Source organism: Sellimonas caecigallum, from assembly GCF_019754295.1.
Lineage (GTDB): Bacteria > Bacillota > Clostridia > Lachnospirales > Lachnospiraceae > Sellimonas > Sellimonas caecigallum.
The window spans coordinates 370243-396490 of sequence record NZ_VIRV01000001.1 but is presented as its reverse complement, the minus strand read 5'-3'; the positions used below and the strand labels follow the sequence as shown (position 1 = coordinate 396490).

The 26248-nt window shown below is 44.3% G+C and carries 22 protein-coding genes and 1 pseudogene; all 23 read left to right on the top strand.

Going from position 1 to position 26248, the window contains the following annotated elements:
* Nucleotides 1–23 precede the first annotated feature (23 nt).
* The 23 genes and pseudogenes from recD2 (at nucleotide 24) to FLB61_RS01765 (ending at nucleotide 26239) form a co-directional block, all read left to right on the top strand.
* Nucleotides 24–2234: an SF1B family DNA helicase RecD2 gene (recD2, locus tag FLB61_RS01870; RefSeq protein ID WP_221919246.1), complete on the top strand. Its 2211-nt coding sequence runs from the start codon at nucleotides 24–26 to the stop codon at nucleotides 2232–2234.
* A gap of 33 nt (nucleotides 2235–2267) precedes the next feature.
* Nucleotides 2268–2432 (top strand): annotated as a pseudogene (locus FLB61_RS13310) (double zinc ribbon domain-containing protein); the annotation flags it as partial.
* A 150-nt stretch (nucleotides 2433–2582) separates the two neighbouring features.
* Entirely contained in the window at nucleotides 2583–2975 is a 393-nt protein-coding gene (locus FLB61_RS12960) for a ComF family protein (RefSeq protein ID WP_246599079.1), read from the top strand.
* Nucleotides 2976–3027: 52 nt separating this feature from the next.
* Nucleotides 3028–3435, top strand: a complete 408-nt coding sequence (locus tag FLB61_RS01860) for a hypothetical protein (protein WP_087200077.1) — start codon at nucleotides 3028–3030, stop codon at nucleotides 3433–3435.
* The gene (locus FLB61_RS01855; protein ID WP_221919244.1) at nucleotides 3428–4564 is read left to right on the top strand and encodes a hypothetical protein; all 1137 of its coding nucleotides are present in this window, start codon (nucleotides 3428–3430) and stop codon (nucleotides 4562–4564) included. Before FLB61_RS01860 ends, FLB61_RS01855 begins: the two co-directional genes overlap by 8 nt.
* A 73-nt stretch (nucleotides 4565–4637) precedes the next feature.
* A complete protein-coding gene (gene cdaA, locus FLB61_RS01850) occupies nucleotides 4638–5519 on the top strand; it encodes a diadenylate cyclase CdaA (RefSeq protein ID WP_087200080.1) in 882 nt (293 codons plus the stop codon).
* Nucleotides 5500–6768, top strand: a complete 1269-nt coding sequence (locus FLB61_RS01845) for a CdaR family protein (RefSeq protein ID WP_087200082.1) — start codon at nucleotides 5500–5502, stop codon at nucleotides 6766–6768. The genes cdaA and FLB61_RS01845 overlap by 20 nt, the downstream gene beginning before the upstream one ends.
* A gap of 14 nt (nucleotides 6769–6782) precedes the next feature.
* On the top strand, nucleotides 6783–7049 hold the full coding sequence (locus FLB61_RS01840; RefSeq protein ID WP_087200084.1) for an HPr family phosphocarrier protein: 267 nt from the start codon (nucleotides 6783–6785) through the stop codon (nucleotides 7047–7049).
* A gap of 21 nt (nucleotides 7050–7070) precedes the next feature.
* Nucleotides 7071–8732, top strand: a complete 1662-nt coding sequence (leuA, locus tag FLB61_RS01835) for a 2-isopropylmalate synthase (RefSeq protein ID WP_087200086.1) — start codon at nucleotides 7071–7073, stop codon at nucleotides 8730–8732.
* A 127-nt stretch (nucleotides 8733–8859) separates the two neighbouring features.
* A complete protein-coding gene (locus FLB61_RS01830; RefSeq protein WP_221919243.1) occupies nucleotides 8860–9768 on the top strand; it encodes a nucleotidyltransferase family protein in 909 nt (302 codons plus the stop codon).
* A 12-nt stretch (nucleotides 9769–9780) separates the two neighbouring features.
* A complete protein-coding gene (locus FLB61_RS01825; protein WP_221919242.1) occupies nucleotides 9781–12075 on the top strand; it encodes an NlpC/P60 family protein in 2295 nt (764 codons plus the stop codon).
* A gap of 16 nt (nucleotides 12076–12091) precedes the next feature.
* Nucleotides 12092–14431: a C39 family peptidase gene (locus FLB61_RS01820; protein WP_221919241.1), complete on the top strand. Its 2340-nt coding sequence runs from the start codon at nucleotides 12092–12094 to the stop codon at nucleotides 14429–14431.
* A 72-nt stretch (nucleotides 14432–14503) separates the two neighbouring features.
* A complete protein-coding gene (gene rfbB, locus FLB61_RS01815; protein WP_087200094.1) occupies nucleotides 14504–15586 on the top strand; it encodes a dTDP-glucose 4,6-dehydratase in 1083 nt (360 codons plus the stop codon).
* Between the two features lie 18 nt (nucleotides 15587–15604).
* The gene (gene rfbA / locus FLB61_RS01810) at nucleotides 15605–16480 is read left to right on the top strand and encodes a glucose-1-phosphate thymidylyltransferase RfbA (RefSeq protein WP_087200096.1); all 876 of its coding nucleotides are present in this window, start codon (nucleotides 15605–15607) and stop codon (nucleotides 16478–16480) included.
* 15 nt (nucleotides 16481–16495) lie between these two features.
* A complete protein-coding gene (rfbC, locus tag FLB61_RS01805; protein ID WP_087200098.1) occupies nucleotides 16496–17047 on the top strand; it encodes a dTDP-4-dehydrorhamnose 3,5-epimerase in 552 nt (183 codons plus the stop codon).
* A 27-nt stretch (nucleotides 17048–17074) separates the two neighbouring features.
* The gene (gene rfbD / locus FLB61_RS01800) at nucleotides 17075–17917 is read left to right on the top strand and encodes a dTDP-4-dehydrorhamnose reductase (protein WP_087200100.1); all 843 of its coding nucleotides are present in this window, start codon (nucleotides 17075–17077) and stop codon (nucleotides 17915–17917) included.
* Between the two features lie 169 nt (nucleotides 17918–18086).
* Nucleotides 18087–19469, top strand: a complete 1383-nt coding sequence (locus FLB61_RS01795) for a sugar transferase (RefSeq protein WP_087211658.1) — start codon at nucleotides 18087–18089, stop codon at nucleotides 19467–19469.
* Nucleotides 19470–19473: 4 nt separating this feature from the next.
* Nucleotides 19474–20571: a UDP-galactopyranose mutase gene (gene glf, locus FLB61_RS01790; protein WP_087211655.1), complete on the top strand. Its 1098-nt coding sequence runs from the start codon at nucleotides 19474–19476 to the stop codon at nucleotides 20569–20571.
* Between the two features lie 11 nt (nucleotides 20572–20582).
* Nucleotides 20583–21647 carry a glycosyltransferase family 2 protein gene (locus FLB61_RS01785; protein ID WP_087200107.1) on the top strand — a complete coding sequence of 355 codons (1065 nt, stop codon included), beginning with the start codon at nucleotides 20583–20585 and terminating at the stop codon, nucleotides 21645–21647.
* Nucleotides 21647–22720, top strand: a complete 1074-nt coding sequence (locus tag FLB61_RS01780) for a glycosyltransferase family 2 protein (protein WP_221919240.1) — start codon at nucleotides 21647–21649, stop codon at nucleotides 22718–22720. The genes FLB61_RS01785 and FLB61_RS01780 overlap by 1 nt, the downstream gene beginning before the upstream one ends.
* Before the next feature lie 13 nt (nucleotides 22721–22733).
* The gene (locus tag FLB61_RS01775; RefSeq protein WP_221919239.1) at nucleotides 22734–23864 is read left to right on the top strand and encodes a CDP-glycerol glycerophosphotransferase family protein; all 1131 of its coding nucleotides are present in this window, start codon (nucleotides 22734–22736) and stop codon (nucleotides 23862–23864) included.
* A 16-nt stretch (nucleotides 23865–23880) separates the two neighbouring features.
* Nucleotides 23881–25137, top strand: coding sequence for a hypothetical protein (locus FLB61_RS01770; RefSeq protein WP_221919238.1), 1257 nt, complete (start codon nucleotides 23881–23883; stop codon nucleotides 25135–25137).
* Between the two features lie 91 nt (nucleotides 25138–25228).
* Entirely contained in the window at nucleotides 25229–26239 is a 1011-nt protein-coding gene (locus tag FLB61_RS01765; protein WP_158096519.1) for an EpsG family protein, read from the top strand.
* The last annotated feature ends 9 nt before the right edge of the window (nucleotides 26240–26248 follow it).

Genomic DNA, 26248 nt, shown 5'->3' with positions numbered 1-26248 from the left:
TGCATCAGAGACGGAGGGTAAACTTGGAAAAAATAACAGGATATGTGGATCACATTGTCTTTAGGAACGAAGACAACGGCTACACGGTGTTTCAGCTGAATAATGAAGATGGAGAGTTAACGTGTGTCGGCAAATTTGCATATATTGGAGATGGGGAGTTTCTGGAACTTTCCGGAGAATATGTCACACATCCGACCTACGGAGTTCAGCTTAAAGTAGAAGAACATCGGATCAAAGAACCGGAGGATTTGGAAGCAGTTGAGCGATATCTTGGCTCCGGCGCAATAAAGGGGATCGGACCGGCTCTGGCAGGAAAGATCGTGGCAAAATTCAGGAAGGACACGTTTCGCATCATTGAGGAAGAACCGGAACGCCTGGCAGAGATCAAGGGGATCAGTGAGAAAAAAGCTCGGGAGATAGCAGAGCAGGTGGAGGAAAAAAAAGATCTGCGACAGGCGATGATCTACCTGCAGAAATACGGCATCAGTCTGACACTTGCCGTGAAGATCTATCAGAAATACGGGACAAGGATTTATCATATTTTGGAGGAAAATCCTTATCGACTGGCAGATGATATCGAAGGAATTGGCTTTAAGACAGCGGATGAGATCGCAGCGAGGATAGGCATACACACTGATTCGGATTTTCGGATTAAGAGCGGCATTTTCTATACGCTTTTGCAAAGTCTTGCGGAAGGCCATATTTTTTTGTACGAAGATGTGCTGTTGAAAAAAACGTCGGAACTTCTGGGAGTGCAGATCGAAGATATTGAAAAGTATCTGATGGATTTGGCGATGGAAAGAAAAATTGTAATGAAAAAGAACGAAGAATCTGTCAGAATTTATCCGGCAAAATACTACTATATGGAACTAAATACGGCAAAAATGCTTCATGATCTGGATATCGATTACGAGGAAGACGACGATATGATCCTTCGAAGACTGGAAAAACTGGAAGAGTACGGAGAGCTTAGACTGGACGAAAAGCAGAGGGAGGCAGTGAAAGAGGCAGTAAAAAGCGGAGTGTTTGTCCTGACAGGCGGGCCGGGAACCGGGAAGACAACAACGATAAATGCCATGATACGATATTTCGAAAGTGAAGGGATGGATATCCGTCTCGCAGCGCCGACTGGAAGGGCGGCTAAACGAATGACGGAGGCGACGGGATATGAAGCACAGACGATACATCGTCTTTTGGAAGTAAGCGGAAATCCGGAAGAAGGCAAGACTGGAGGATTTGGAAGAAACAGGGAAAATCCACTGGAAACCGATGCGGTTATCATCGATGAGATGTCCATGGTAGATCTTCCGCTGATGCATGCGCTCCTTTCGGCGATCGTTCCGGGAACAAGGCTGATCCTTGTAGGGGATATCAATCAGCTGCCGTCTGTAGGCCCTGGGAAAGTATTGAAAGATATTATAGATTCTAAGGTTTTCAGGGTAGTTATGCTGACAAAAATTTTTCGGCAGGCACAGGAAAGCGATATTGTCATGAACGCCCACAAGATCAATGCTGGGCAGGAAGTCGTCCTTGACAATAAAAGCAAAGACTTTTTTTTCCTGAAACGGCAGGATGCCAATGTAATTATCAGCGTCGTCCTGACATTGATCCAGAAAAAATTGCCCAAATATGTGGATGCACGTATGTCCGATATCCAGGTGCTTACTCCGATGAAAAAAGGACTCCTGGGTGTGGAACGATTAAATAGAATTTTGCAGCAGTATCTGAACCCGCCGTCCGATAAGAAGGCGGAGAAGGAATACGGAGAGAAATTATTCCGTGTGGGCGATAAGGTTATGCAAGTGAAAAATAATTATCAATTGGAGTGGGAGATCGCAACAAAGTATGGTCTTGTAGTCGACAAAGGTATTGGCGTTTTCAATGGCGATATGGGGATTATAACAAAGATCAATACATATGACGAGACGCTGGAAGTAGAATATGATGAAAAAAGGAAGGTAACCTATCCTTTCAAAATGCTGGATGAGCTGGAGCTTGCCTATGCAGTTACGATACATAAATCACAGGGAAGTGAATATCCGGCAGTGATCATTCCGCTGCTTGCAGGTCCGAGGCAGTTATATTGTCGGAATCTTTTGTATACTGCTGTGACAAGAGCGAGGAAATGTGTTACACTTGTAGGAAGTGATACTGTTTTTCAGGAGATGATCCAAAATGTGGAAGAACAGAAAAGAAACACAAGCCTTGCGGAGCACATAGCAGAGTTTTTGTAAACGAGAGGGAAGAATCAGAGTTTCAAAAAAAGAATGAAAAAAATAGGCGAGCTGCTATATCCTCATGTATGTCCCTTTTGTGGAAACGTAGAAGTTGATGAAGTATGCAAAAAATGTCGAAAGAAATTAAAAAGTGTACACGAACCCACTTGCAAGAAATGTGGGAAAACCATAAGCAATACACAGACAGAATATTGCCGAGACTGTGCGGAGCGAATAAAAGAAAAGGCGTGCTGGTATGAGCAAGGACGAAGTCTGTGGATACACAGACCGCCGGCAAGTGATTCTATTTATCAGTTCAAATTTAGGAACAGGAGAGTTTACGCAGAGTTTTATGCAAAAGAATGGATGAGGCGGTATGGAAAACTGCTTGAGAAATGGGAGATAGAAGCGATCGTCCCGATCCCTATGAACAGGAAAAAGAAGCACCAGAGAGGATTTAATCAGGCTGAGGTTCTGGCAGACAGACTTTCTGAGCTTTCAGGGATACCGGTTAGAAAAGATCTTCTTATCAGGACGAGACAGACAGAAGCACAAAAAACACTTTCCAGAAACAAAAGAAAGGGAAATCTTGAAAGAAGTTTTTCCACGAAAACAGAAGGCAGACTGCCGGACAGTGTACTTCTCATCGACGATATCTATACGACAGGAAACACCATCAATGAGGCGGCGAAAGCGCTGAAAAAAGCCGGTGTGCGCAATACGTTCTTTTTCACGATAAGTGTTGGACAAGATATTTGATTTTTGGTATACTGAAAATGGTTTTTTAAAATAAAACTGACAGAGGTGGCTTATGATTAACGAAGAAAAAATCAAGCTGATGAATAAAATGGCGATGTACGAGGAGAAACAAGGGCAAGAGGATTTTAAGATCAGTTCCTACCATAAAAAAGACTATACCAGTTTTCAGACGATCCTGACGCTGATCTGGGTAACGATCGGTTATGCGCTGATCATCGGGGTTCTTGCTGTGGTATTTTTGGATATGATATTGGAAAATCTCGGATTACTCATGCTTGCAGTCATAGCAGCGGCAATTCTGATCGTTTATATCGTCCTTCTCATATCTTACGGGTTGTTTGCATCCAGATTTTATCAGAAAAAGCATACGAGAGCCAGAGGAAGAGTGAAAAAATACACCCGTATGCTTACGCAGCTGGAAAGATATTATGGTCAGGAAAGGAAGAAAAAATATGAGTAGTCTGTTTGTGTTGAAAGAACAACTTCAGGCATTTTATGCCAAGTACTCCAAGGGCATCGACAAGATGATCCAATTGCTTCTGGCATTTATTGTTTTTTATCTGATCAATTCCAAAATGGGATTTATGGAAACTTTTGCCAACCCGGTCGTCACTGTTGTACTGGCAGTGATCTGTGCATTTTTGCCTTGCACGTTTACGGTCATTGCTTCAGCGGTGCTTATGCTCATACATATGCAGGCTTTATCCATGGGAGTATTGCTCGTGGCTGCAGCGATTTTCGCCGTGATGCTGATTTTTTATTTCCGGTTTGCGCCGGATAAGGCGATCATCGTACTGCTGATGGTTATCGCGTTCTGCTTTAAGATTCCGTTTGCAGTGCCGATTGCATTTGCACTGACAAGTGTACCGACATGCATTATACCGATCTGTTTTGGAACGATTATATATTATATAATGACATACTTGGAAGTATCTTCCACTGTAGTCACAGGGGCTGATGGCATTACCGGTCAGATGACGCTGTTTGCCACACAGGTCATGCAGAATAGTGAGATGTGGACCTATGTTGCCTCCTTTGCTGTCTGCGTGCTGATTGTTTATACCGTGCGCAGAAGTGAGGCGGATCATTCGTGGAAGATAGCTATGGCGGCGGGAGCTGTGGCAGATATTATTGTCATCGTGGCAGGAGGTATTGCTCTCAACATTCAGTTCCCGTATATCACAGTCATATTTGGAAATATCATTTCGGTAATCTTGGCATTGATCTTGGAATTCTGCGTGTTTTCAGTGGATTACTCGAGAGCGGAGAAGTTTCAGTATGAAGACGATGAATACTATTATTACGTGAAAGCCATACCGAAAGTGTCCGTCACTGTTCCGGAGAAAAAAGTGAAACAGATCAGCAAACGGAGGCATGACAGAAAAGAAGAAGGGGAAGAAAACCAGACGGAGTCAAAAGCGGAACATCCAAAGCCGGAAACACGGGAAGGAAAGAAAACAGAAGAGACTTCTTTTATTCCGGGAATGACAGAAGAACTTTTGCTGGCAAAACGGCTTCAGGAGGAGATTGACCTGGAAGAGATTATCAAAAAGGAACTTCAGGATAAAGAAGAAAAGAACAGAAATTAAACAAGATTCATATAGATAAAAGGGGTTTTGACAAGAATGTTAAGGAGTATAGAAAGAACAGGAGGTGGCAAAGATGGAAAGTAAGATTTCACAGATTATGGGACTATATTTTACAGACTGGTATTTTCCGGATCTGAGATGGACTGATGTGGTGGAGATCATCATCGTGGCTTTTTTGATCTATCAGATTATGATATGGATCAAGAATACAAAGGCATGGATGCTTCTGAAGGGAATTTTGTTCCTTGCAATCTTTATCCTGCTTGCCGCCATATTTAAGATGAACACGATCCTATGGATCGCAAGAAACAGTGTGTCGGTACTTGCCATCGCGGCCATTGTAGTATTCCAGCCGGAGCTCAGAAGAGCGCTGGAGAAGCTTGGGGAGAAAAAGTTCTTGACGGCTATTGTTCCAATCGATGCCGGAAAGGAAAACGAGCGCTTTTCACAGAAGACGCTGGACGGCATCACACAGGCATGCTTTTCGATGGGAAAAGTTAAGACAGGGGCGCTGATCGTGGTAGAGCAGGCTATCCGTCTTACAGAATATGAAAGTACGGGGATCGCGCTCGACTGTATCGTTTCGTCTCAGGTGCTGATCAATATTTTTGAACATAATACACCACTCCATGACGGAGCCATTATTGTGAGGGGAAACCGGATCGTATCAGCCACATGTTATCTTCCACTTTCGGACAATATGGGGATCAGCAAGGAGCTGGGAACAAGACACCGGGCAGCCCTCGGGATGAGCGAGGTAAGCGATGCGCTTATCATCGTAGTATCAGAAGAGACCGGGTATGTGTCGGTAGCCCAGGGCGGGCAGCTCGTCCGCAATGTAACTCCGGAATATCTGAAAGAGCGATTGGCCGGCATTCAGAATAAAGCTGTGGAGAACAAAGGAATATCGAAATTGTGGAAAGGAAGGCGGAAACATGAAAAAAAGACTCACTAAAAATATCGGCCTGAAGCTTCTTTCGCTTGCCTTTGCCGCATTTCTGTGGGCAGTTGTTGTGAATATAGACAATCCGGTCGACACAGTTTCCTTTTCCAACATACAGGTAGAGATTCTGCATCCCGAAGTAGTTACCAGCAAAGGAAAGACATACACGACGGAGGCAGGAACAGATCGGGTAAGAGTAACTGTAAAAGCGACGAGACGTGTCCTGCATGAATTAGAAGCGTCTGATATCAAGGCATACGCGGATATGAAGGAAATGTCGCTTGGATCCCAAATCCCGATTGAAGTGACGATTCCGGAATTTGCGGGGAAATATGAAGAAGCTTACTCAACTCCAAGAAATCTTCAAGTCACAATCGAAGACGAGGCGCAGAATACTTTCCCGATCACTCCGACCACAACAGGAAGCGTGAGGGATGGATATGTGCTAGGTCAGGTTAAGGCTGATCCGGAAAAAGTAAGAGTGGACGGCCCGAAATCTGTCATTGACCGTATCGATAAAGTCGTGGCTGAAGTAGATGTGACAGGACTTTCGGAGGATGCGGTTTTGAATTCCAAGCTGGCATTTTATGACAGGGAAGGAAAGATCATCGATACGACACTGCTCACACTGAAAGATTTGAAGAGTGAAAATGACGTGCGTGTACAGGTGGAAGTATGGGAGACAAAGAAACTGCCATTGAAATTTAATACTTCTCAGATCACTCCGGCAGACGGTTATGTCTTTACCGGAATCACATCAGAGCCGGCGGAAGTGCAGGTAGCCGGAAGCGAAGAAGCGTTGGCAAATGTGGAAGAGATCACGATACCTGCGAGTGCGCTGAAGGCGGATAACCTTACTAAAAAAGAGGAGCGGGTGGTGGATATTACACCGTATCTGCCGGATGTGGAACTGATCGACAAAAATGCCGGATCGGTGGTGGTCATGATCGGAATCGAGGAGGCAGGAAGCAAAACACTGGAGATGCCTACCGGAGCAATTGTTGTGAATAACTTGCCAGAAGGGATGAAATATTCTTATCCGTCAGAGGATGTACTGGAGATTAAAGTAAATGGAGATCAGGATATCCTTGAAACTCTGGAACTTGAAGAAGGAAGTGTTTCCATCAATCTCGTGACATATAAAGATCCGGGAGAATACGATGTCCCGGTGGAAGTGAAGCTCCCGGGAAATTGCTCTCTGGCTGAGCCGGTTACGATAAAAGTACTTTTGGAAAGTACGGAAAGCAACGAAAATGAATAACTGGGGGAACAGGTATGGTAAGCCGAAAAGTAAAGATCAGCAACCCTACAGGGCTGCATCTGCGTCCGGCAGGGGTGTTTTGCAAGACTGCCATGGACTTCCAATGCAGTATAAAATTTCGGACAGATGAGAGGGGAATCAGCAATGCCAAAAGTGTACTCAGTATATTGGGAGCTTGTGTAAAATGCGGCGATGTCCTCGAAATCATCTGTGATGGTGAAGATGAAGAGAAAGCATTGGATACAATGATAAAAGCTGTGGAAGAAGGCTTGGGAGAATAAAGAAAAGCAGGAGGGAATAGCATGTTAAATTATAAGAGATATCGAAGAGTACCAGTTGTTCCTTATCCGGAACGCACATGGCCGGATAAGGAAATCGAGAAAGCGCCGGTCTGGTGCAGCGTCGACTTAAGAGACGGCAATCAGGCGCTGACTGATCCGATGACAGTGGAAGAGAAGATAGAGATGTTTCAGCTCCTCCTGAAACTGGGATTTAAAGAAATTGAAGTGGGATTTCCATCAGCGTCACAGATTGAGTACGATTTTCTTAGGAAACTGGTGGATGACAACCTGATTCCGGACGATGTATGGATTCAGGTATTGGTTCAGTGCAGGGAGCATCTCGTAAAGAGGACATTTGAAGCGCTGGACGGTGTGAAAAACGCGATCGTACATATTTACAACTCCACATCCACGCTTCAGCGGGAAGTAGTATTCAAAAAAGGGAAAGAAGAAATACGGCAGATCGCAATAGATGGAACGAAAATGGTTAAAGAGTGTGCGGCAGATTTTAAAGGAAATCTGAGACTTGAGTATTCTCCGGAAAGTTTTACAGGAACAGAGCTGGAATATGCACTGGAAGTATGTGAAGCGGTCTGTGACGAATGGGGAGCTACAAAGGATGAGCCGATCATTATCAATCTTCCGTCCACAGTGGAAATGACGACACCGAATGTCTATGCAGATCAGATTGAGTGGATGGACAGACATTTCAAAGACAGAAAACGAGTAATCTTAAGTATCCATCCGCACAATGACAGAGGAACGGGAGTTGCATCTTGCGAGCTTGCTCTCCTGGCAGGTGCAGACAGAGTAGAAGGAACATTGTTTGGAAATGGCGAGAGGACAGGAAACCTTGATATCTTGACTGTCTCCTACAACATGTTCTCCCAGGGTATCAATCCGGAGCTGAATCTGGAGAATATAACAGAGATCAAAGATGTGTATGAAAGATGCTGCAAGATGGATGTTCCGGAACGGCATCCATATGCAGGAAAACTGGTATTTACGGCGTTTTCCGGATCCCACCAGGATGCGATCAACAAAGGGATGCAGGCAATGCGGGAGAAGAAGCAGGAGTGGTGGGAAGTTCCATATCTTCCTATCGATCCTTCCGATATCGGAAGGGAGTACGAACCGATCGTGCGCATCAACAGCCAGTCTGGAAAAGGCGGAGTTGCTTTTGTGATGGACAGCGAATTTGGATTCAAGCTGCCAAAGAAGATGCACAAAGAATTTGCGGATGTGATTCAGAAAATTGCGGAAAAGCAGGGAGAAGTGGCTCCATCTACAATCTATGAGACATTCCAGAAGGAATACCTGAGAAAGCTCGCACCGTATGAACTGATCCGCGCCAAGGCGGAAGATCTGGCGGAAAGCGAGACGGAAGTGGAAGTGGTGTTCTCATCAAGAGGAGAGTTAAAACAGGCGAAAGCGGTAGGAAATGGTCCATTAGCTGCACTTAAGAGAGTGCTTGCCGAAGAATCCGGCATGGATTTCAAACTTCTCGATTACTCCCAGCACGCACTCAGCCAAGGATCGGAGGCTAAGGCGGCAGCGTATATTTGTCTGAGAAATAATAAGACGGGAAAAGAAACATATGGCGTAGGAGTTAGCTCCAATATCACGCGGGCAGGTTTCCGCGCGATGTTCAGCGCGGTCAACAGACTGGAAGAACAAGAATAGAAATAGGGGAAACGGGCTGGAATCATGGATTCCTGCCCGTTTCCATTTTAAAGACTTGCCCATATTGATGGACATCAGATCGGAATTTAAGTATAATAAAGAAAAATACAGGAAAAGGAGCAAAAACATGAGTAAAGCAGCTTTAGTGATCATGGCAGCAGGAATCGGAAGCCGATTTGGAGGCGGAATCAAGCAGTTGGAGCCAGTTGGGCCAAACGGAGAAATCATTATGGATTATTCCATAAAAGATGCCATGGAAGCGGGATTTGACAAAGTTGTATTCGTGATCCGAAAAGATTTGGAAAAAGACTTTAAAGAAGTAATAGGAGACCGAATCGAAAAACAGGTTCATGTAGAATACGCATTTCAGGAGATTGATGATATCCCGGAAAAATACAGAGAAAAATTCGCCGGCAGAACAAAACCGTGGGGAACCGGACAGGCAATCCTGAGCTGTAAAGGAAAGGTAAAAGAGCCGTTTCTTGTGATCAACGCAGACGATTACTACGGAAAAGAAGCGTATCGTGAGGCTTATCGCTATTTGAACGAAGAGAAAAAGGAAAGCGAAAAAGAACAGATCTGCATGGTAGGGTTTGTCCTGGAAAACACGTTAAGTGAGAATGGCGGAGTTACAAGAGGCGTCTGCAAAGTGAATGATGATGGAATGCTGACAGAGATTGTGGAAACACACAATATTGTCCGGAAAGGACAGGCAGCAGTGGCAATGTCTGAAAAGGGAGAAGAAGAGATCAGCCTGAATGCTAAAGTGTCTATGAACATGTGGGGACTTCAGCCGGAATTTTTTGACATTCTCGAGGAAGGGTTCTCAGAATTTCTTGAGAAAACCGATAAGGAAGATTTGAAAGCAGAATATTTGCTTCCGACGATCATCGGAGATCTTCTGAAGGAAGAAAAGGCTCAGGTAAAGGTACTCCACTCAAAAGACAAATGGTTTGGGGTAACTTACAAAGAAGATAAAGAAGGCGTTGTACGTGCGATCAGAGAATTGATCGACCAAGGTGTTTATTCTATATAAGAAGGTGTGGGAATGAGAAAAAAGTGGAAATGTACAGCTGCCATTATGCTGGCAGCAGCAGTATTTTGTACGAGTGTTCCGGTATCCGCAGCGCAGGATGCAGGAGCTGTTGAGGCAGAAGAAAATACAGACGGAGATTCCGGAGATACAAACGAGGGGACAATCGAGGAAACTCCGTCTGCCGAAGAATGTGACCTTTCTTATCGTGTTCATGTGCAGACATACGGTTGGCAGGATTGGAAAACGGACGGTGAGACAGCCGGAACAAACGGAGAATCCAAACGTCTGGAAGCGATCCAGATCAATCTGGAAAATCAGCCGTATGAAGGTGGCATTGAATATCGTGTCCATGTGCAGACACATGGCTGGCAGGATTGGAAAGCAGACGGCGAGACGGCCGGAACAAGCGGAGAATCCAAACGTCTGGAGGCGATTCAGATTCGTCTGACTGGGGAAATGGCAGAACATTATGACGTCTATTATCGGGTTCACATCCAAAGTTACGGATGGCTCCCGTATGTGCAGAACGGTGCGTACGCAGGAAGCGAAGGGTTTTCCCGGCGTCTGGAAGCTCTGGAACTCAGACTGGTAGAAAAAAATTCACAGGAAAGTATAGAGACAGGGCAGGGTTATCTCAAAAATGTGCTGTATTATTCCGGACATGTACAGAATATCGGTGACATTGCGGAAGTACAAGGAGGAAATATCCTTGGGGTTATTGGGCAGGAGAAGCGTCTGGAGGCATTTTCGATGTGCCTGAAAGGAATGGAAGGATATTCTGAAGGAAGTATCGAATATACTGCCCACGTCCAGGGGGATGGCTGGCAGGATTGGAAAAGCGATGGAGAGAGAGCCGGAACAAATGGAGAAGGAAAACGAATCGAGGCGGTCAAAATATGCCTGAAGGGTCAAATTGCAGAACTCTATGACATTTACTATCGCGCACATATCCAGAATTTTGGCTGGCTCGACTGGGCGAAAAACGGTGAGATTGCAGGGACAACGGCCTACTCCTACCGAATGGAAGCCATGCAGGTGCAGCTGGTACCGAAGGGACAGGCGGCTCCGGGATCGTGCGCTGTTCCATATTTGAAAAAATACAGCAATGCACAACTTACTTACTCCGGCCATGTTCAGGGAATCGGCGATGTAGCAGCGGTGTCAGGCGGACAGACACTTGGGACAGTAGGAAAATCCAAACGCCTGGAGGCGTTCCAGATTAGCCTGGATGATTCCGGAGAAGGTCTTCCTAAGGGTACAGTGCAGTATCAGGCTCATGTTCAGGATATCGGCTGGCAGAGCTGGAAAAACGAGGGAGAACTTGCCGGCACACAGAATCAAAGCAAGAGGATTGAGGCAATCGCAGTCCGTCTGAGTGGCGAGATCAGTTCTTATTATGACATCTATTATCGTGTTCAGGCAGAAGATTTCGGATGGCTTGGATGGGCAAAAAATGGAGAGAAAGCCGGGACAACATCACTGTCTCTCCGTGTGGAAGCCATACAGGTCGTCCTTGTAGGAAAATATGACGACAAAAAGGCCTTTCAGACAGGGCAGGCATTTTACGATACATATCGGTACCAAAATCCGTCTCAGTACCTTCAGATCCGGCATGTTCAGAAAACACTGACCGGAGGCGATTACAATCTGAGCAGTGGATATATGGGATTGAAAGTGTGGTATGTGCAGCAGAAGCTGGGGCTTTCCGGAAGACGGGCTATCATGGACAGTACGACTATAAATGCGGTAAAACAGTTCCAAAAAAGCCATGGTCTCACGGCAAACGGGGTGGTAGACCTTGCCACATGGAAGGCAATGGGATACAGTGAGTCGGCATGGAAGAATCTGGGAGCATACGCAAGCCCGCTGAAAACAAATCCTGCAAGTACAAGGCAGGACTGTATCGAAGCGATGATCAGCACAGCGTATGAATATCTTGGGAACCCTTACATTATCGGGGCATCTGGGGATCCTAATCACGGACTGGACTGCAGCGGACTAGTCATGCAGGCGCTCTATGCATCTGGAATCGATCCTGCTCCGGTAAGCCCCATCCGTCATTCGCAGCCAGGTTATGAATACGAGTGCAGGAATCTCTGGGCTTTGCCGATGAAACATGTCGCTTACAGCGAAAGACAGCGAGGAGATCTCATCTTTTACAAGAATTCATCAGGAACGATCATCCATGTGGCGATCTATCTTGGAAATGATCAGGTAATAGAATCTTGGCCGGATAAAGTGGTAGTGTGGCCGGTAAAGAATTCGCATCGATCCTTGATTGCCGGCGTTGCAAGGCCATTTGTGTAAGCGAGGAATGTGAGAGATGAGGGGAAAGAAAACAGCGGTAGTTGTTCTGACAGCAGCGCTTTTCTTTACACAGATACCGATCGTATATGCGGCAGACGATACTTTTGTCGGTACGGATCAACTGAAAGAAACGCAAGTGCCAGAACAGGAAATCGACCAGTCCGGAGATTTGGGAAATTTACCGAAGGAAGAAAATCCTGTAGATACAGAAGAAAATCCTGTGGATACAGAAGAAAATACAGGGGAAGAGACGGGGGGAGAATGGAACACTGAGACAGGGGAAGAATCGAATACTGAGACAGAGGAAACAAAAGAAGAGACCGAAGAAGATCTAGAAGAGATAGAAGAAATTCCGAATCAGAAGGTATTTCTTCAGTATGAAGTCCAACTCCCTAACCAGGAGATATCGCAGGCAGCCGATGGAGAGGCGGCCGGAAGTATCGGACAAGGGCAGGGCATTCAAGGAATCTCTTTGAAACTTGGGACAGAAAGTGATCCAAATGCCCTCTCCGGCGAGATCCGTTATCGGGTATACAGCGAGACAGGCGGCTGGCAAGAGTGGAAAACAAATGGGGAGTACGCCGGAAAAAATGAGAACGATGCTTTTGTGCAGGCCTTTCAGGCAGAACTCACAGGGGATCTTGCACAGATATACGATCTGTATTATTCCGTTCATGTGCAGCAGGGCGGTTGGCTTGGATACGCAAAAAATGGGCAGCAAGCCGGGACAGAGGGATTCTCGTATCGGATGGAAGCTATCCGCATCGTGCTTGCAGAAAAGAGTGATGAACCGCCAGGGGAAAATCAAGGATATTATGTTCAGGCTTATCCGGGAAATGTGTTGTCCGCGCAGGTCCATGTCCAGACTTATGGGAACCAGCAGGCAGTGGGCGAAGGAGAACTCATCGGAACAGAAGGGCAGAGCAAACGGATAGAAGGGCTGTCATTCAAACTGGAGATTCCAGAGGGGCAATTCTACCCCGATGGAGGTATCCGCTATCGGACCCATGTGCAGGGGATCGGATGGCAAGATTGGATGGAAGACGGCACATTATCCGGGACAACGGGACAGTCCCTCCGAATAGAAGCAATTCAGATTGAGCTTACTGGAGAGATTGCAAAATACTACGATGTGTACTATACAGCACATATCCAACAGTTTGGCTGGCTGGGATATGCAAAGAATGGACAGAGTGCAGGGAGTGAAGCGCTTGGATTCCGAATGGAAGCGCTCAAAGTTTTTCTTGTGGAGAAAAGTGGGGAAGCACCCGGGAATAATTCCAGCTATTATGTGAAGGGATGCGCACAGTCCAATCTGAAATATTCCGGTCATGTCCAGAAAAAAGGAAATATCAAAGAAGTGGGAAACAACACAGTGCTTGGCACGGTGGGAGAAGGACTGCGTCTGGAAGGAATAAGGATCCGGATCGACAATGCCTCAGTTGCCGGCGAGAACGGCGGCATACAATATCGAGGTCATGTCCAGAATATTGGCTGGCAAAACTGGGTAAAGGATGGTCAGCTTGCCGGGACAAGCGGGCAAGGACTTCGTATGGAAGCAATCCAGATCCAGCTTAACGGAGTTCTTTCCAAGTATTATGACGTTTATTACCGTGTCCATGTGCAGCAGTTCGGCTGGCTTGGATGGGCGAAAAACGGACAGAGTGCCGGGACGACAGGATATGGTTATCGCATGGAGGCGATCCAGATTTTCTTCCAGGCGAAAACTTCGGCTGGACCGGCCAACAGCGGATATTACAAAGAGTATGTTCCGAGGAAAAATTTGAATGTGGAGATTGCATATCAGTATCCGGAATTCCCAAACGGATGCGAGGCGATTTCCCTCTACATGGCACTTCGATACAATGGCTATATGGTATCAAAACAAGATGTATGCTATAAATACATGCCAAGAGGGCCGCTTCACTCTACCAATCCGTATCTGGCGTATATGGGAGATCCAGGATCGCAGACGGGAGGATATGGATGCTGGGCATCTGTAATCTGTACAACGGCGGAAAATTATTTTAAAGCTGCGAATATCACGAGCAGGAAAGCGAAAAATGTGACGGGAAGCTCTCTGGAGCAGCTGTTTTCCTATATTGACCGTGGAATACCGGTAGTAGTCTGGGGGACGCTCGGAATGGATGGGACGACATGGTTCAAAGCCGGAAGCAGCGGCGGTGCGACATACTACTGGGCAAGCAGAGCCCATTGTGTTCTGCTGACAGGGTATGACAAGACGAGGAAAGTCGTCAAAGTAAATGATCCGATCGAAGGAAAAGTGGAGTATAGTTTTTCGAGTTTTGAGAGCTCCTACAATACGATGAACAAAAACGCAATGGTAATCGAATAAAGACGCAGGGTTTTATTTTCCTTCCTGGTGTGCTATAATACAGAACGATAGAGAAAAAATTGGAGGAACGATATGAAAACATACTTGGTAACAGGCGGAGCCGGATTCATTGGTTCCAACTATATTCATTATATGTTCAAAAAATACGGCGACAGCATCCGCATCATCAATGTGGACAAGCTGACTTACGCAGGCAATCTGGAAAATTTGAAAGATGTGGAAGACAGAGAAAACTATACTTTTGTGAAGGCGGATATCTGCGATGCAGATGCTATCAACCGGATCTTTGAAGAGAATGATATTGACCGTGTAGTACATTTTGCGGCGGAGAGCCATGTGGACAGAAGTATCAAGAATCCGGATGTCTTTGTAAAGACAAATGTGCTCGGTACACTGGTCATGCTCAATGCGGCAAAGGCAGCCTGGGAGATCGGAGACAATGTATACAAAGAGGATAAGAAGTTCCTCCACGTATCTACAGACGAAGTGTACGGTTCTCTAGACGAGGACGGCGGATATTTTTATGAGACAACTCCGTATGATCCGCACAGCCCATATTCAGCAAGCAAGGCGTCTTCGGATATGCTTGTCAAATCCTACATGGATACGTACAGATTTCCGGCAAATATCACAAACTGCAGCAACAACTACGGTCCGTACCAGTTTCCGGAAAAACTGATACCGCTCATCATCAACAATGCGCTTCAGGGAAAGAAGCTGCCGGTATACGGGGATGGAAAAAATGTCCGCGACTGGCTGTATGTGGAGGATCATGCAAAAGGGATCGATATGGTGCAGGAAAAGGGAAGACTGTTTGAGACGTACAATATCGGCGGACACAACGAGAAGCAGAATATTGAGATCATCCATATTATCCTTGACACATTAAAGGAGATGCTGCCGGACGGGGATCCGAGAAAAGAGCTTGTAAGCGAAGATCTGATCACTTATGTGGAAGACAGGAAAGGGCATGACAGAAGATATGCCATCGCACCGGACAAGATCAAAGCGGAAATCGGATGGTATCCGGAGACAAAGTTTGAGGACGGTATCCGTCTTACGATCCAGTGGTTCTTTGAACACGAAGACTGGATGAAGAACGTGACGAGCGGCGATTACCAGAAATATTACGAGGATATGTATCAGAACAGATAGAGAAACAGGAGAATAAGAATGAAAGGAATTATTTTGGCAGGCGGTTCCGGCACAAGGCTGTACCCGCTCACGAAAGCAGTATCTAAACAGATGATGCCGGTCTATGACAAACCGATGATCTATTACCCATTGTCCACGCTGATGCTTGCAGGGATCCGTGAAGTTCTGATCATCTCCACGCCGAGGGATCTGCCTGGATTTCAGGAACTTCTCGGAACAGGAGAGGATCTGGGGATGAAGTTCTCCTACGCAGTGCAGGAAAAGCCAAACGGTCTTGCAGAAGCGTTTATCATCGGGGAAGAATTCATTGGAAACGATCATGTAGCACTCGTTCTTGGGGACAATATTTTTTACGGACAGAGTTTTTCCAGAGTATTATTAAATGCGGCAAAGATGGAAAAAGGGGCGACGATCTTTGGATATTATGTGCGTGATCCAAGAGAATATGGCGTCGTGGAGTTCGATGAGAACGGAAAAGCACTTTCCATCGAAGAGAAACCGGAACATCCGAAGTCTAACTATGCAGTACCGGGACTTTACTTTTATGACAATGATGTGGTACAGATCGCAAAGAATGTGAAACCGTCCGCGAGAGGCGAGCTGGAGATCACAAGTGTCAACAATGCCTATCTTGAGAGAGGAGATCTCCATGTGGAGACGCTGGGACGTGGATTCGCATGGCTTGACACGGGGAATCATGATGCGCTCCTTGATGCGGCGGATTTCGTGGCGGCATTCCAGAAAAGACAGGGACTTTACATTTCCTGTATCGAGGAGATCGCTTACAAACGAGGATTCATCGATAAAGAGCAGCTTATTAAACTGGCACAGCCACTTTTGAAGACTGCGTACGGACAGTACTTGATCGAGGTGGCAGAAGGGTTAGGAAAATAATAAAGGAGAAGCAAAATGGGAAAGATCAAAGTGACAGAATGTCCTATCAAAGGGCTGAAAGTGATCGAACCGACTGTGTTCGGCGATGACAGAGGCTATTTTATGGAAACATATAATTTCAACGATTATAAAGAGGCGGGCATCGATATGGAATTTGTGCAGGACAATCAGTCCTGCTCCAAAAAAGGAGTCCTTAGAGGTCTTCATTTCCAGATCAACTATCCGCAGGACAAACTGGTGCGTGTGATAAGCGGAGAAGTGTTTGATGTGGCCGTGGATCTCAGAGAAGGATCTGAGACATTTGGACAGTGGTATGGAGTAGTCCTGTCCGCAGAGAACAAAAAACAGTTTTTTATTCCAAAAAATTTCGCACACGGATTCGTCGTTCTTTCCGATGTTGCCGAATTTGCGTATAAATGCACTGATTTCTACCATCCGAACGACGAGGGCGGACTGGCATGGAATGACCCTGATATCGGCGTGGAATGGCCGATACCGGAAGGAATGGAGCTGATTCTTTCAGAAAAAGACCAGAAATGGCCGGGAATCAAAGAGTTCAGAAAATAAGGAAAAGAATCAAAAGGAGACCGGAGTATGAAAGTATTGGTAACAGGCGTCAAAGGACAGCTGGGACATGATGTTGTAAATGAGCTTGTAAAAAGAGGACACACTGCTGTCGGGACGGATGTGGAAGAGATGGACATTACGGACGCAGGGATCGTCCGTAAGGTTATGACGGCTGAAAAGCCGGATGCAGTCATCCACTGCGCTGCTTACACAGCGGTGGATGCTGCGGAGGACAATATTGATCTGTGCCGGAAGATTAATGCGGAAGGGACGGAAAATATCGCCAAAATCGCCAGAGAGATCGATGCAAAAATGCTTTATCTCAGCACAGACTATGTGTTTAACGGAGAAGGAGATCGTCCGTGGGAGCCGGATGACGAAAGAGAGCCGCTTAATGTATACGGTGTCACAAAGTACGAGGGCGAGCTGGCAGTAGAAAAATACGTGGAGAAGTTCTTCACGGTAAGGATTGCATGGGTGTTCGGCGTCAACGGAAAGAATTTCATCAAGACAATGCTCAAACTCGGAGAGACGCATAAAGATATCAATGTCGTAAATGATCAGATCGGATCTCCTACTTATACGTATGATCTTGCCCGTCTTCTTGTGGACATGATCGAGACGGAAAAATACGGAAGATACCATGCGACAAACGAAGGACTCTGCACATGGTATGAATTTGCAGAGGAGATTTTCCGCCAGGCAGGAATGGATGTGAATGTTCATCCGGTTACAAGCGAAGAATTTCCGGCAAAAGCAAAACGTCCTCATAACAGTCGTATGAACAAGGACAAACTTACAGAAAATGGATTTAAACGTCTTCCGGATTGGCAAGATGCGCTGCAGCGTTATCTTGACATTATCCGATAAAAAAGGAAAAATGAAGAGGAAATGACCGGAAAATCGGACATTTCCTCTTTCTTTTTAACAAATTATTACGAAAATATTACACGATAAGAAATTTTTAAGATGTAAGAACTTGCGGAAAGATAGGAAATCTTATATAATATAGAGAGTTTGTAGGCAGGTGAGGTATACTATGAAAAGAGAATTGAAGAAATTTGAGTCCACAATGTGGCTTATGATCAAACTGGTATTATACATCTTACTCATGGGGACTTTCATGCTGATCATGGCAAGAGAGAATCCAACACTGATCATACTTTCCAGAACGATGGGAATTACATTTTCCACATTCTGCATCGTAGGGCTCCTGTTTTTGAGCATATACGGAAAATTTGATGTGGGCAGAAGAAAGAGTAAGCCTATTATCTATTCCCTTGCTCTTGCAGTTTTGTTTACAGATATTGTAACGTACATTCAGCTGATGATCATGAATACGATCACACCGAGTATTTATGCCTTCCGACTTGACAGTATCGGCTCTCTTGCTATCAGTTTTGTCGTGCAGCTTATCATTATTATTATTTTTGCATATGGAGGGAATGCGCTTTTCTTTGCGATCCACAAACCGGAAAGCTGCTGTATTGTAACTTCTTCCCAGGAAAGTCTGGACAATATCGTAAGAGGAATACTGAAATACAAAAAACAGTATAAGATTGACTATATTATGGATTACAGAGACAAAAATCTGTTGGATACAGTAAGCAAGGCAGATACGGTCTTTATCCATGATGTGCCGCTGAAGTATCGGGGTGAGATTGTAAGATACTGTTACAAAAACAAGATCAACATTTATTTCAACCCGGAGATTGAGGACATTGTAGAGATGAGTGCCAAGTATTATCTTCTGGACGATGTGTCTGTATTGAATGCCAATGTAAAGGCCTGGACAATGGAGCAGCGTGTCATGAAAAAACTTTTGGACATGTCTTTGGCTATCATTCTTGGAATATTGACATCTCCGATTTGGATCGTGAGTGCCATTGCTATCAAAGCATACGACGGGGGACATATTTTCTTCAAACAGAAACGTGCGACATTGAACGGACGTGTTTTTGAAGTGTATAAATTCCGCACGATGAAAGAGAATGTGGAAAACCGTTCGGTTACTGACGATGATGACCGTATCACAAAACCTGGAAAAATCCTGCGAAAAATCCGGATGGACGAGCTTCCGCAGTTGATCAACATCCTGAAAGGCGATATGAGTTTTGTCGGCCCGCGTCCTGAAATGCTGGAAAATGTGGAAGCATACGAAAAAGAACTTCCGGAGTTCCGATATCGACTCCGGGTAAAAGCTGGTTTAACCGGTTACGCCCAGATTGCAGGGAAATACAATACATCCCCAAAAGATAAACTGATCATGGACATGATGTACATTGAACAGTTCAATATATTGAGAGATATCCAGCTTATTTTTCAGACTGCCATCGTACTTTTGAAGTCAGACAGTACGGAAGCATTTAAGACAAACGAAACAAGAAAATATATATTTAAAAAAGCGGAGAGCGAGGAATAAAAGTATGAAAAAATATGATTATGTCATTGTTGGAGGCGGGCTGTTTGCCGGGACATTTGCATATTTTGCAAGAAAAGCAGGGAAAACATGTCTTATCGTGGAAAAACGGGAAACACTTGGAGGAAATCTCTATTGTGAAGATATGGAAGGAATCCATGTACACAAATACGGAGCCCATATTTTCCATACAAGCAACCGAAAAGTGTGGGATTTTGTCAATTCTCTTGTAGAATTCAACCGTTACACAAATTCCCCGATCGCCAACTATAAAGGGGAAATTTATAATATGCCGTTCAACATGAATACATTCAGCAAAATGTGGGGTGTAGCGACTCCGGCAGAAGCAGAAGCGATCATCAGCAGACAGAAAGCAGCAGTGAAGGGAGAACCGAAGAATCTGGAAGAGCAGGCCATCAGCCTTGTTGGAGAAGATATTTACCGAAAACTCATCAAAGGGTACACTGAAAAGCAGTGGGGAAGAGACTGCAAGAATCTTCCGGCATTCATCATCAAACGTCTCCCGGTGCGCTATACGTACGATAACAATTATTTCAACGATCTGTATCAGGGAATTCCGATCGGAGGATACAATGTATTGATCAACGCGCTTTTTGAAGGCTGCGATGTGGAACTTGGCGTGGACTATAATGAAAACAAAGAAAAATACAACGCCCTTGGAGAAAAGGTTCTCTATACAGGGATGCTGGATGCGTATTATGGCTACTGCTTTGGCAAATTGGAATACAGAAGCCTGAAGTTTGAGACAGAGGTGCTTGATGAGAAAAACCATCAGGGAGTTGCAGTAGTGAATTACACAGACAGGGAGACTCCGTACACGAGAGTGATCGAGCATAAACATTTCGAATTCGGGACACAGGATAAGACTGTGATCACAAAAGAATATCCGACAGACTGGGAAGAAGGTATGGAGCCATACTATCCGGTCAACGATGAAAAAAATCAGGAACTCTATCAGAAATACAGAGAGCTGGCTGACAAAGAGGAGATTCTTCTTGGCGGAAGGCTTGCGGAATATAAATATTATGATATGGACAAGGTCATCGAATCCGCATTCGGACTTGTGGAAAAAGAATTGCAATAGGAGAGCGCGTTATGGAAGAAAACAAAATTAAAGTTAGTATTATCATGCCGGTATATAAGGTGGAAGAGTATGTGGGAAAGGCCATCGAAAGTATCCAGGCGCAGACACTCAAAGAATGGGAATTTCTCATTGTAGATGACGGTACTCCGGACAAAAGCGGCGAGATCTGCGACGCTTACGCTGCTAAAGATGAAAGGATCCAGGTAATCCACAAAGAAAACGGCGGAGCTCCAAGCGCGAGAAATATGGCTATCGAAATCGCAAAAGGGGAATATATGTACTTCATGGATTCCGATGACTGGGCAGAGCCGACGATGCTGGAAGATATGTACAATCTTGCAAAGAGGGACAATGCACAGCTTGTAGTTGCCGGATTTTTTATCGATACGTACTATGACAAAGATAACTATGTGACAGATGATTATTTTGTAGAGGATGCAGTGTATCCGGATAAGGAGTCTTTCCGCCGGAACGCATACAAATTGTTTGACAAGAACCTCCTGTACACACCGTGGAACAAACTGTTTGAGTCCAAGTATATCATGGACAACAATCTTCGCTTTCCAAAAACATTCTGGGACGATTTCCCGTTCAATGTAAGTATCGTGCGAAACGTAGAGAGAGTGACGGTAACACATAAACAGTACTATCATTTCCTAAGAGCACGTTCAGAATCAGAGACTGCAGCATACCGGCCGGGTATGTACGAAAAGCGTGAGGAAGAGCATGGCTGGATGCTGGATTTGTACAAGGGATGGCACGTAGGGGATGCTGCAAGCAAAGAAATGATTGCGAGACGTTACATCGAACGTTTTGTTGGGTGCGTGGAAAATATCACAAATCCGAAATGTGAGATGACAACAAAGGAAAAGAAACAGGAAATCAAAAAGATGCTTGCAAATCCAAGAGTCAAAAAGATGGTCAAAGTGGCAAGACCACATTCCTTCTACATGAAAGTGATGCTTCTGCCTATCAAATGGAACAGCACTGTTCTTACGTACTTGGAAGCAAAGGTCATCACATATGTAAAAACGAAAAACACAAAACTCTTTACGAAGTTAAAGGCGGGAAGATAATGGAAGAGAGAAGACCATTTATCAGTGTGGTAATGCCGGTCTACAATGTGGAAAAGCATTTAAAAAAGGCGGTAGACAGTGTACTGAAGCAGACATATACGGATTTTGAAATTATTTTGGTAGACGACTGCTCTCCGGATGGATGTCCGCAATTGTGCGAGGAGCTGGCTGCATCCGATGAAAGGATCATGGCAGTCCATCATAATGAAAATAAAGGGCTTAGTATGGCCAGAAATACAGGGATGACATATGCCAGCGGGAAATATATATGGTTTATGGATTCAGATGATTTTGTGGAAGACAGCCTGTTTGCGATGGTTTTTGATTCAGTAAAAGAAAATCCGGCTGAACTGATTCTTTTTGGTCTGACGGAGGACTATTACGATGAGAAAGACAGACTCCATCACAGTGAAGTAATCTGTCCTAAACGTGAAATTTACGAAAACAAGGAGGAACTCCGCAGAAAAGTCATCGATCTGGAAAAACAAACGTTGTACGGATACGCGTGGAATAAGATGTACGACTTGGACTATTTAAACAAGATAGGACTTCAGTTTGAAAAAATCACGTTGATTGAAGATATCCTTTTCAATGTGAATTTCTGTATGCATATCAGAAAAATGAATGTACTCCCATTCTGCGGCTATCATTACAACAAAAGAATGGATAATAGCCTGACGTCCAAGTTTGTCTCTGATTACTATAAACTGCATCGCAAAAGAATCGATTTGATCTATAAGCAATATCAGAAATGGGGAATGTGTGAGAGCGGCGTGAAAAGTGTGCTTGGTGCATTGTATGTGCGTTATATCTTTTCCGCCATCCAGCGCAATTGTGATAAAAGGGCAGAAATGTCGCATAAAGGAAGGAGAAAGTGGGTTCGTACTCTGTTAAAGGAACCTCTTCTCAAAGAACTGCTGCCGTATGCAAAGTCGGACGGTAAGCTTTTGGCAGTTATGATCGGCGTATTGAAAACAGGATGTGTATCAGGTATTCTTCTGCTCGGCAGAGTGATATTTATCTGTAAGAATTCACTTCCAATGATTTTTTCAGTATTAAAACAGAAGAGGTAAGGAGAGTGAAAGAGTGAAATATCTGAAATTGATGATGATATATGCCTGCCGGATTGGGTTAAGGGCATTCTATCTCGTACCAGTAAAGAAAAATAGAATCTATTTGTCCGCAGACCGAGGAAGCGGGATCAGATGCAATCCTCTATATATTTACAAGTACTTAAAAACAAAGTATCCGGAAAAATACGAATATGTATGGCAGTATGACGGAGTATCGCAGGAAAAGGATACTACATATGTGAAACCTGGAACTTTGAAAGATCTTTACTTCATGCTGACATCGAGAGTGCTGATCAGCAATGATGGATTCGGAAGCTTTCTGCCTAAGAGAAAATCTCAGATGTTTATCAACACCTGGCATGGGGGCGGTGCATACAAAAGATCAGGAGTGGATTTTATCACGGATCAGCACACGGTGGATCTCAAGATCAATCAAATATGTGGAAGGCAGACGGATGTATTTTTGTCCAGCAGCAGGAAATTTTCTGAGGTTATGACAACAGCAAAGATGGTCCCGAAGAAACGGTTTCTTGAGTGTGGAATGCCGCGAAATGATCTTCTGCTGGCAGGTCGGAAAGAAGAGATTCTCAATAAAGTCAGAAACTATTTTGGTATCCAGGAAGGGAAAAAGATTGTGCTTTTTGCGCCTACATATCGGGGCGAGGAACAGAGTGCCAAATTCACTTCTGAGCTGGATACAGAAGGATGTCTGGAAGCTCTCAGGAAACGTTTTGGAGGAGAATGGGTATTTTTGATGCGGAAACATCATTTTGTCAAAAAAGCAAAATATGATGGCTGCATCAATGCCAGTGATTATCCGGATATGCAGGAACTTCTTCTGGCATCAGATGTTTTTATTACGGACTATTCTTCTACAATATGGGATTATTCCCTGATGTTTCGGCCTGGCTTTCTCTTTGTGCCGGATTTGGAAGAATACAGCCGGGAGAGAAATTTTTATACGGATCCAGAGACATGGGCATTTCCGCTTGCAAAAACAAACGAAGAGCTTCAGAGTCTTATCTGTTCGTTTGATGAGAACAAGAACAATGAAAAGATAAAAGAGCATCACAAATTCCTTGGGTACCGGGAGACAGGTCATGCAGCAGAGATCGTGGCAAAGAGGATAGAGGGAGTATTATAGGAAAGGGGACAGGTATATGGAAAATTTTTACGATTTGAATGATTTTATTGCTTATATTATGCGAAAGCTGAAGCTGGTCATTCTTGTTATCTGTATTGCAACGATTGGATTCGCAGGGATCCGTTTTAAGGATCTTTACGGAACATATAAAGCACAGCAGAACCAGCCTGCACAACCAACTCAGGAAGCGACAGTTTCGGAGCCGCTGAAATGCTGGGCGGAGATCAGTATCAATGTCGGGCCGAATTACGAGGTGGTAGGAGAGACTGGCATAGACAGGGGCAAAGAAATCGCATACGCGTACAATGCTTTGAAAAATGATGAAACTATCATGGAAGAAATGCATGCAAAATATTTTGAGCAGGCCAAAGTGTATGGCGATGAGATGAGAAAACAGATGTCTCAGTATGGATATATTCTTGATAAGGAAAAGAATTACGAATATGTGGAATACGATTTCCGCAGACAGTTCAACGTCACGGTTAATGAGAATTACGTCACAATCGGATTCTATTCCCTGAACCAAGATTTTTCAAAAGAAGTAGTAAATGACTATGAACAGATGCTTACAGCGAGAGTAGGAGAGCAGTATCCAGATTTTGAATATTCAAAAGTTTCAGAAGCTATTCGTTATGATCTCCCTGATATCTCAGCTGGGGCTTCCCCGACAAGGAACGCCGGAGCTGGAAGTACATCTGTCTCTACTATGTCCATGCGTACGGTAATCGTGCAGACAATCAAAGGATGTGTCTGGGGAGTAGTGCTGGGTGTTGTGGTTTCCCTGGTCATTGTATTTTTGATGTATATGATGTCAAGAAAGATTATCGTATGGAGACAGCTTCAGTTTGTTGATTTGCGAACATATGGGCTTTACTACGCAAAGAAGGGCGGAGTGGTTAGCAGACTAATCCGTAAAGCAATCGCAGGGCTGGAAGGAAATAAGACGGCATTTTCCGATATGGGGACACTGGCTGATATCATCCTGTCTGATGTTCATATGAAATACAGTGATGACAGAAAAATAGCGATTTGTGCGAATGAAGGAGAAAAAACTGCCAGAGCGCTGAGTAAATGTTTGAATGCAAGAGAAGGAAAAGAACGGTTTTTGTTTGTACCTTCTCCACTTATTTCTGGAAAAGATTATCCAAAGGAAATTGGTGAAGTGGTTCTTGTCGAAGTAATCGGAAGAACAATCAAATCAGAAATTAAACAAGAAATGGAGACTTTTTACAAATACGATGTTGAGATTGTCGGTGTCGTTGGAGTCGAATAAAAAGGAATGGTGACCTATTCGTACCTATATGATTATGATGCTGTTCACACTCGTCTTTGCCTGGGCATGGCAGAAAAGCAGGAAAAGGTGTGTGTCAGCAGGAAAAACAGTTTGTGAGAATAAAGTTCAGTATGCTGCTGCTGCGCTGGCGATGGCAGGGACTTTTATCCCTATGTATATTGTAAATGCGGGAATGTCCTATGTCGGAAACGATTATGCCAATTATTACCGATATTATCAGAATATCGCGGCCGGAAGAGAGCAGGATGTGGATATCGCGTACAAGCTGATCAATATTTTTGTTATTGATGCAGGACTGGATTTCCAGTGGGTATATTTTATTACGTGTTTTATCGCATATGCCCTGCTGATTCTGTGTGTTTGGAAGTATTCGAAAAATTATGTGCTCAGTTACCTGCTGTTTTTTACAAGCGGTTATTTCTTTCTTCTCGGGCTAAATCAGATCAGACAGTTTGTTACGATGGGCTTTGTGCTGTGGGGAATGCAGTATATCCGGAAAAAGAAATTCTGGAAGTATGCGCTTTGTATCCTTCTTGCTGCTAGTTTTCATTTTACCGCCTTGGTAATGATACCGTTTTACTTTATACTGGATAAAAAGATTAAATTTTCTTTTTATTTCGTCATTAGCATGTGCGCACTGCCGATCAACTTTTTCCTGACAGATATTCTGACATTTCTGTTTAAGACTTTTTTGCCGAGATATCTGCAGTCAAACTATATATCAAAAACGTACTCGCTGAATATACCATATTTGACAATGATTGTTGTCAGTGAGCTTGTGATTTTGTTTTTGATTGGAAAGAGCAGAGAAAATCGCACAGATGAGAACAACAGGATCTTTTTTAACTCAACGATGATCGGAACAATTATGGCCATGTTCTGTACATGGCTTCCGGAATATCAGAGATTTGTATATTACTTTTTTATGTGTTCCATCTTTTTTATACCAAATCTGTTGACGACGGAACCAGTAAAATGGAAAAAGGCGCTGCTTTTGCTTGCAGTAATCGGCGCTGATCTGATCTATCTTGTTATGTCAGCAGGAGAAATGAATGTGCTGATCTATAAAAGTGTTTTTTAAAGTGAGGTA